General features: G+C 62.5%; 6 protein-coding genes and 1 pseudogene. 3 read left to right on the forward strand and 4 right to left on the reverse strand.

Translation table 11 applies throughout. The annotated features are described in order from the left end of the window. Positions 1-18: 18 nt before the first annotated feature. From AQS8620_RS10725 to AQS8620_RS10735, 3 genes are read right to left on the reverse strand one after another with little or no spacing between them, the layout of a single operon-like run. Positions 19-1,098, reverse strand: a complete 1,080-nt coding sequence (locus AQS8620_RS10725; RefSeq protein ID WP_085836881.1) for an ABC transporter substrate-binding protein — start codon at positions 1,096-1,098, stop codon at positions 19-21. Continuing rightward, on the reverse strand, positions 1,095-2,546 hold the full coding sequence (locus AQS8620_RS10730) for a sensor histidine kinase (RefSeq protein WP_085836882.1): 1,452 nt from the start codon (positions 2,544-2,546) through the stop codon (positions 1,095-1,097). The genes AQS8620_RS10725 and AQS8620_RS10730 overlap by 4 nt, the downstream gene beginning before the upstream one ends. Then, positions 2,543-3,214, reverse strand: a complete 672-nt coding sequence (locus AQS8620_RS10735) for a response regulator transcription factor (RefSeq protein WP_085836883.1) — start codon at positions 3,212-3,214, stop codon at positions 2,543-2,545. Before AQS8620_RS10735 ends, AQS8620_RS10730 begins: the two co-directional genes overlap by 4 nt. Positions 3,215-3,475: 261 nt before the next feature. Here AQS8620_RS10735 and AQS8620_RS10740 point away from each other — a divergent pair, with 261 nt between their 5' ends. From AQS8620_RS10740 to AQS8620_RS10750, 3 genes are all read left to right on the forward strand, one after another. Beyond that, positions 3,476-4,465, forward strand: a complete 990-nt coding sequence (locus AQS8620_RS10740) for a Bug family tripartite tricarboxylate transporter substrate binding protein (protein WP_085836884.1) — start codon at positions 3,476-3,478, stop codon at positions 4,463-4,465. A gap of 111 nt (positions 4,466-4,576) precedes the next feature. Beyond that, positions 4,577-5,008, forward strand: coding sequence for a tripartite tricarboxylate transporter TctB family protein (locus AQS8620_RS10745; protein ID WP_085836913.1), 432 nt, complete (start codon positions 4,577-4,579; stop codon positions 5,006-5,008). 11 nt (positions 5,009-5,019) lie between these two features. Further along, positions 5,020-6,570 carry a tripartite tricarboxylate transporter permease gene (locus tag AQS8620_RS10750; protein ID WP_085836885.1) on the forward strand — a complete coding sequence of 517 codons (1,551 nt, stop codon included), beginning with the start codon at positions 5,020-5,022 and terminating at the stop codon, positions 6,568-6,570. A 1,162-nt stretch (positions 6,571-7,732) separates the two neighbouring features. Here AQS8620_RS10750 and AQS8620_RS10755 read toward each other — a convergent pair. Continuing rightward, positions 7,733-8,108, reverse strand: a pseudogene (locus tag AQS8620_RS10755) (DDE-type integrase/transposase/recombinase); the annotation flags it as partial.

Raw genomic sequence — 8,108 nt, forward strand, 5'->3', positions numbered from 1 at the left:
TTTGGGGCCATTTTGATGTTAGCGCGCGAAGACTTCACGCCAGCGGGCGAGGAAGCGCGCGCGTTTCTCGGCGTCACGCGCCACCAGAAGTGTGGGTTCGATGCGGATCGGGCGCAGCGCCCCTGCGGGCACCAGCGCCTCGGTGTTGGACCCTTCGGTGTCGTCGAGCGTGGCAACCAACCCCGATTGCGCCATCACCCGCTGGCCTTGGCCCGAAAGGAGAAAGTCGAGCAAAAGCGCACCGCCCTCGGCCTGCGCCGAGCCTTTGGGCAAGAGAAAGCCGCGCGACAGGACCAGCGTGTAATCTTCGGGCCAGACGATGCCGACGCGCGGGTCTGCATGGCTTTGGGCATAGGAGCCAAGGATGTTGTAAGCGATCAGCATGTCGCCGCTGGCAACGCTTTCGATGATTTCCGACGAACAGCAGGTGGCCACCGCGCCCGTGCGCGCAAAGCTTTCCATCAGCGCGCCAAAGGTGGAGGCTTCGAGGCTGTCGGCATAGGCGAACAGATACCCAAGGCCCGATTGTTCGATGTCATAGGTCGAAACGCGCCCGCGATAGGGCGAGGCCTCGGGGCGCAACAGATCCAAAAGCGCAAAGCGGGTGTGGGGCACGTCGGCCTCGGGCACGCCGGCACGGTTGTAAATCATCACCGCCGCTTCGCGGGTGATCCCCCAAACCTCGTCGCGCCATTGCAGGCTGGGCGACAGGGCGGCGGTGCGATCCGAGCGATAGGTGCCCGCGCAGCCGCGATTGACCAGATCGACCATCTGATGCACCGCCGAGGAAATCACCGCATCGGCTTTGGGGCCGGACTCTGCGATACATTCCAACAGGGTCTGGTCGTACAGCAGGTTCGACCCCCATTGGTCGAATTGTACGGCCCAGTCGGGGTGTTGGGCCACAAAGGCGGCGATGGCGGGGCCCAGCACATCGAGGTCGGTGGTCGAGCGCAGGCGGATTTCGGGGGCGTCTTTCGCGCCGAACCGCGCGCTGGCTTCCTGAGCCATGGCCTGCTGACCGGTCAGGCCCGCCGCAAACATTGCCGCAAGGGCTGTCGCAAGGATCGCGGCGGTAGGGGCAATAAGGCGCTTCATGCGGTGTCTCCACGGGTCGGGCTGCGGCCCAGCGCAACCGCTTCGGCGAGGGCAGGGGACAGGGCGGCAGGCAGGGTCAGGCTGGCGCGAAACCCCGTGGGCGTTTGGTCGAACTGCACGTCCCCGTCAAAGGCGCGCGCGACGGCCTGCACGATGGACAGGCCCAATCCCGCGCTATCCCCGCGCGAGGCAGCGGTGCGGGTAAACCGCGCGCCGATCTGGCCGCGCACCGCCTCGGGCAGGCCCTGACCGCCATCCTCGACCCAAAGCACGGCCTGTGCACCGCGAAGCTCGGCCCCCACCCGCAGCGGCGGTGCGCCGTGTTTGAACGCGTTGATCAACAGGTTTTTCGCCGCTTCCCCCAGCATCAACGCATCTGCGCGCACACAGACGGGCGTGTCGCCGATCACCAGTTTGACGTCGCTGTCGCGGGAAAATTCCTGCGACAGCAGATCCAGATCGGTCTCTTCGATCACATCCAGCGCCACGTCGCGCAGATCGACGATGTGGCGCGGCGCGGATTCGGTGCGGTGCATCACGAGGGCACGCGACAGCATCTGGTCCAGCAGCGTGCCCAGCCCGCGCGAGCGTTTGAGCAGCCGCTCGATCATCACCCCGCGTTTGTCGGCATCGGGTTCCTCTGCGATCAATTCGGCCTGCACGCGCAGCGCGGCCACGGGGGTGCGCAACTGGTGGGCCGTGTCGGAGATCAGGTTGCGCATGGCGTCAAACTGGCGATCAAGGCGGCGCATGAAGCCGTTCATCGCGCTGACCATCACCGCCGCTTCGGTGGGCACATGATCGTCCATCGGCGTCAGGTCGTAAGGGTCGCGCGCCTCCAGCCCTTCCGCAAGGCGGGCAAGGGGGCGCATGGCCTGTGCGATCACCAGCGAGGCCAGCAACACCATGGCCACGCCCGCAACTGTCAGGGCGATCAGCGCATCGCGCGTAAGGTCCAGCGCCATGGCATTGCGCGCGCGCAGGGTCTGCCCGACAGTGACACGGATGGTGCCGGAAAAATCCCGCTCGGCAAACCGGCGGGGCAGGGTGACAAAGCGGGCGCGCTCGGCGCCAAACCAGCCATCGGTAAAACTCGCTTGGGTGGCACTGTGCGCGGCTTGTGGCAGGTCAAGCGTATAGCCGGTGATCAGCCCGCCATCGCTGCCGCGCACGGCGTAGGCAATACGGTCTTGCGGGGCAAGCGCCAGAAGCTGAAAGGCAGAGACCGGCAGGTCTACGGAGGGCGCGCCGTCGATGATGGAAACCGTTTCGGCAATATCGCCTGCCGCGCCAAGAAGCAGGCGGTCATAGGCTTCGCGCGCGGCCTGGCGGCCATAAGCAAAGGCCGCTATGGCCACGATCACCCCGCCTGCGGCCAGCAGCCCCAGAACGCCTGTGGCCACGCGCGCCGCGAGGGAGCGTTGGGGAGCACTCAGAGGGGCACTCATGGCGTTGCGCGCAGGCAATAGCCCAGCCCGCGCTGGGTCTCGATCACCACGCCCGTACCGGTCAGTTTCTTGCGCAGCCGCGCGATATAAAGTTCGATCGCGTTCAGCCCCACATCGGCATCGTCAAAGGAAAACAGCCCCTGATAGAGGCGTTCCTTGCTCATGGTTTTGCCCGCGTTGCGCATCAACAGCGCAAGCAGCGTCAGTTCGCGGCGGGTCAGATCCAATCGCGCGCCGTCGCGCGTGGCGCTCATCGCCGCGGGGTTGAAACGCAGCGCGCCAAGGCGAAGTTCTTCGGCCTTTTGCCCGCTTTCGCGCCGGTGCAGCGCCCGCACGCGGGCTTCGAGTTCGCGCGGGTCGAAAGGTTTGGTAAGATAGTCATCCGCCCCCAGATCAAGCGCGCTCACGCGGTCATCCACCGAAAACAGCGCCGTGAGCATCAGCACGGGGGTGCGGTCGGCGCGCGCGCGCAGGGCCTGCAGGACTTCGGTGCCCATCCCGTCGGGCAGATTGATGTCCAACACCACCACATCGTAGCTTTGGACGGCCAGAAAATCATGGGCCTCGCCGCAGCTGCCCGCCAGATCGCAGGCCATCCCCGCGCGCGTCAAACGGATCGCGACGGCTTCGGCCATGTCTTGGGCGTCTTCGACGATCAGGATGCGCATGGGATCTCCTTGGCGGGCGGCTCGGATGGCTCGGGCGACTTAGGCAGTTGTCAAAATGACTCGCTCTCTTTTGCCCTGAAACCGCAGCGATGCAAAGCCAAGGTGTCGCGCGGGCCCGAGGCTGTCAGGCGATGACAGGTTCGTGACAGCTTTGCCCGCTAAAACGCTTCAACGGTCCTTGCGAGGAGCCCGCGCTGCTGCGGGGCAGGGACTGCGCGAAGGGGGCGCATCCATCCCCCCGATATTTTTGGAGGAATACCCATGACATTCAAGGCAACCCGCCTTTCGCTCGCCGCTGCCCTGTTGGGCTTTACCGCGCTGGGCGCTTCCGCGCAGGACTTCATGCCCGAAGCCCCCGAATGCATCGCGCCCGCCAACCCCGGTGGCGGTTGGGATTTCACCTGCCGTCAGGTCGGAAAATCGCTGCAGGATCAGGGCCTGATTTCCAAGACCATGCAGGTCGTCAACCTCGCCGGTGGCGGCGGCGGTGTGGCCTATGCCGAAGTCGTCAACAAACGTGACGGCGACGAGGATCTGATCGTGGCCGCCTCGACCGCGACGGCAACCCGTCTGGCGCAAAACGCCTATCCGGGCAACACCATGGACCAGGTCCGCTGGCTTGGCACCGTTGGTGCGGATTACGGCGTGATCGCGGTCGATGCAGACAGCGACATCAACACGCTGCCCGACCTTTTGGACATGATCAAAAACGACCCCACCTCCGTGTCCGTCGCGGGCGGGTCGGCTGTGGGTGGCTGGGACCACCTCAAAGTGCTGATCGCCGCAAACGCCTATGGCGTCGAGGACGTGCGCACCGTGAAATACATCGCCTTTGACGGCGGCGGCGAGGCCGTTACGCAGTTGCTTGCCGGCTCGGTTCAGGCCTTTACGGGGGATATTTCCGAAGCCAAAGGGTTCGTTGACAGCGGTGACATCAAAGTTCTCGCCGTCCTGTCGCCCGAGCGTCTGGAAGGCGAATTTGCCGATTTCCCCACCGCCAAGGAGCAGGGCGTGGATGCGATCGGGGCCAACTGGCGCGGGTTCTATGCGCCGGCCGATATTTCCGACGAAGCCTATGACGGCTGGGTTGCCAAAATCGCCGCGCTCTACGCTTCGGATGAATGGAAAGCGATCATGGAGGCCAACGGCCTTGCCCCGCTCGACATGCAGGGGCCGGTGTTCGAGGAATTCGTGGCCGATAGCGTCCAGCAGATCCGCGATATTTCGACCGAAATCGGCATCATCCAGTAAGGCTGGACTGCTTTGAAACGCGAGGGGATGCGGTTTTTGCCGCGTCCCCTTTTTCCCGAAAAACCACCCAATTCCCGCACAGTGCGCTGTGACACGGGACAGGAGATTGCCATGAGCGACCGTATTTTCGGCGCCATCGGGGTGCTTCTGGCGATTGCTTTCGCGCTGTCTGCGCTGGCGATCCAGGAAAGTTTCCTCTCCGATGCTGTCGGCCCCAAAGCCTTCCCCCTGATCATCGCTGCTGTGCTGGCGATCAGTTCCGCCTTTATCGCCTTAAAACCCGACGCAAGCCCCAAATGGCCCAGCCTCAACCGGTTTGTCGAAATCATCGCTGCGGCTGTGTCGATGATCCTCTACGCTGAACTGCTGCCGGTGCTGGGGTTCATCATCGCGACGATTTTCGGCGCCGCCTACCTGACGTGGCGCTTGGGGTCCTCGGCGCTGGAATCGCTGATCATCGGCGTGGGCACCTCGCTTGGCATCTACGTTATTTTCCACCTCGTGCTTGGTCTCGCGCTTGCGCGCGGCCCGCTCGGTTTCTGAGGGGTTAGAGCATGGACACTCTGAATTCACTGGCGGACGGCTTTGCCATCGCCATCACATGGCAAAACATCGGCCTTGCGCTGCTGGGCTGTCTTTTGGGCACGATCATGGGCGCTTTGCCCGGTCTTGGGCCCTCAAACGGTGTGGCGATCCTGATCCCGCTGGCTTTCACGCTGGGTCTTGGTGCGACACCGTCGTTGATCCTGCTGACCTCCGTGTACTACGGCGCGATGTACGGGGGGCGGATCTCCTCGATTCTTCTGAATATTCCGGGCGATGAACCGGCCATGATGACCTGTCTGGATGGCTATCCGATGGCCCAGAAGGGCATGGCAGGGCAGGCTCTGTCGATTTCGGGCATCGCTTCTTTCGTGGGGTCGTTCTTTGCGACCTGGGGGCTGATTTTCCTTGCGCCGCAGCTGGTGAAAATCGCGCTGCTGTTCGGTCCGGCAGAATATTTCGCCCTCTTCGCTCTGGCCTTTGCCACGCTGGGCGGCGTGTCTTCGACCAACCAGGCGAAGTCGGCCTTTGCCGCGGCGCTTGGTCTTGGTCTTGCGATGATCGGTGTGGACACACAGACAGGTGTGCCCCGCTTTACCTTTGGCGAAGTGCACCTCTATGACGGGATCGATTTCCTTGTGGCCATCGTCGGCCTGTTCGCCCTGTCCGAAGTGTTCATTTTCCTCGAGCACCGCCACGGCAACGCCGATGCCTCCGCCAAAAAGGTCGTCATCGGTCGCCTGACTCCGCCGTGGTCGATGATCAAACGCTGCACGCCCACCATGCTGCGCACCTCGTTCCTGGGGTTCCTCGCAGGGGTTCTGCCCGGCGCGGGGGCGTCGCTTGGATCGTTCATTTCCTATTCGATGGAAAAGAAACTGGTCGACAAGGAAGGCACCTTTGGCACGGGCGATCCGCGCGGTGTGGCCGCGCCCGAGGCCGGCAACAATGCCGCCGCCGGTGGTGCGCTTGTGCCGATGCTGGCGCTCGGTGTGCCCGGATCGGGAACGACGGCTGTGCTGTTGGCGGTGCTCTTGTCGCTCAACATCACCCCCGGCCCGTTGCTGTTTTCCCAAAACCCCGATGTGGTCTGGGGCCTGATCGCGGCGCTGTTCATCGCCAACTTCATGCTTCTGGCGCTCAACATTCCGATGGTGGGAATTTTCACCCGCGTGCTGATGGTGCCGCCGCGCATCCTGATGCCCGTGGTGGCCATGGTGAGCTTCGTCGGGATCTACGGCATTTCCGGTTCGACCTTTGACCTCCTTGTCATGGTGGGCTTCGGGATTGGCGGCTGGGTCTTGCGCAAGCTTGACGTGCCGCTGGTGCCAATCATCCTTGGCACGCTGCTGGGCAATGCGATGGAAAGCAACCTGCGCCGCGCGATCACCATCGACAACGGCAACTGGGGCACGCTGATTGACAGCCCGCTGGCCATTGGCCTGTGGTCCATCGCCATCATCGGCTTCATCCTGCCGCTGATCGTGGGCAAAGTCGTCAAGCGCGGCATGCGTGCCGGTCGCGACACCGCCAAGGACGACGAAAACAGCCTCGTGGACTGACCTCCTCCCTCGGGTTCACTTGAGGCCAAAGGCCCCGCGCAGACCGCGCGGGGCCTTTCTTTTGGGGCAGGTTTCTGTGCGCGCCTGTTGCCCGCCATAGGGATCGTCGCCTTGGTCAGCATCCGTTTCGTCAGAAAGATCGGGCAACTACACGTGAACACCATGCCCGATGACGCCGACCTCGAGGACTGACGCGAAACGCTCCCCCAGGTCCCTAGGCGCCGCGGGGACCATTTGCGCTCGCCGCCGCCGTCTGCCTTGGCAGCGCGGCGCGCCGGATGACCTGATCGTAGAATTGCTTTCCCACGGAGCGTCCAAGCCGCCCCGGTGCGGTCAAACTGTCACCCTTTGTGACAGGTGTAACCCGTGGTTTCGGGGGGCTAGGGAATGGCCATGGGTGGCTCGGGCAGGCTCAAACCGCGCGTCCTTTATAGCCGCCCGCAGCAAAACGCGAGAGTGCGCGCGGCAATATGGAGCGGGCTGAGGGAGCTGCGCGGCACCCTGCGGCCATATGTTTCCAGGGCGCAGCTCTGAGCTGGTTCACCTGCACTAAATAGCTGTATGGGGGGCTAACTTCCGGACAAAATGACAATCCGTTCGGGGTTCGATCAATACTTTGAAAATGTGTGGATAATCGTGGAAATCCCGACGCGTGCGCCCACAGGGAAATGCAAGGTGACCAAGGAAATGCCATGTGAAGGCATCACTTGGTGCTCATAAACTTGCATAGTGATGGCAAAAGGCGATCATTCCGTGACGCAAAGCAATCATTTGGAAAAATGCTACTTGCCTGCGCCGTATTTCGGAGTTCGTCCGGAAGCTGGTCCAAACGAACTTCAACGCTAGGGTACACCTTAAGTAATGGCGGGTTATGTATCTGAAAATGTTCAGTAAAGTTCCTGAATGGTTTAGATGGGAACTCCGAATAACGCGAACGGTTTCCGGTACAACTGCTTGAAGTTTTATTCTTCAAAATGACGAATTTTCAGAAAATTTTTCGGGCGCTGAGGAGCTAGAGAGGTCAAAGCCAAATTGGTGGAGCTTCGCGCGGCGTGGGCAGGCCTGAAAACGCCTGTTTTCCTTTTATGAAGTCGTAATAGCTCTGAGCAACGTTCGTGACATGCATATGCGCTACGCCTGACAGCTCACGAGAGCGGAAGGCCCATTCACGGCTTGTGAATTGCGCGCCTTGGTCGGAGTGGATCAGCAGGCCTGGCCCGGGCTTTCTGCGCCAGATCGCCATGAGAAGGGCCTGAACCGCGAGTTCTGATGCCTGGCGGGACTGGACAGCCCGGCCGATGACCCGGCGTGAGAACAGATCGATGACAACGCAGAGATACGCAAATCCTTCGCGCGTGCGCAGATAGGTAATATCCGTTACCCACGCCCGATCCGGAGCATCAACTGCGAATTGGCGATCCAGCGTGTTGTCGACGACGACTGAGGGCTTGCCACCGTAAACGCCGGGTTTCTTCTTGTAGCCGATCTGTGCCTGAACGCCCGCAATCCGAGCCAGACGGGCAACGCGGTTCTCGGAT

It is taken from the genome of Aquimixticola soesokkakensis (assembly GCF_900172375.1).
Taxonomy (GTDB): Bacteria; Pseudomonadota; Alphaproteobacteria; order Rhodobacterales; family Rhodobacteraceae; genus Aquimixticola; species Aquimixticola soesokkakensis.

What these genes read in the sequence shown, in the direction of transcription:
- AQS8620_RS10725 (WP_085836881.1), bottom strand. Translation starts at nt 1,098, where the DNA reads ATGAAGCGCCTTATTGCCCCTACCGCCGCGATCCTTGCGACAGCCCTT.
- AQS8620_RS10730 (WP_085836882.1), bottom strand. Translation starts at nt 2,546, where the DNA reads ATGAGTGCCCCTCTGAGTGCTCCCCAACGCTCCCTCGCGGCGCGCGTG.
- AQS8620_RS10735 (WP_085836883.1), bottom strand. Translation starts at nt 3,214, where the DNA reads ATGCGCATCCTGATCGTCGAAGACGCCCAAGACATGGCCGAAGCCGTC.
- AQS8620_RS10740 (WP_085836884.1), top strand. Translation starts at nt 3,476, where the DNA reads ATGACATTCAAGGCAACCCGCCTTTCGCTCGCCGCTGCCCTGTTGGGC.
- AQS8620_RS10745 (WP_085836913.1), top strand. Translation starts at nt 4,577, where the DNA reads ATGAGCGACCGTATTTTCGGCGCCATCGGGGTGCTTCTGGCGATTGCT.
- AQS8620_RS10750 (WP_085836885.1), top strand. Translation starts at nt 5,020, where the DNA reads ATGGACACTCTGAATTCACTGGCGGACGGCTTTGCCATCGCCATCACA.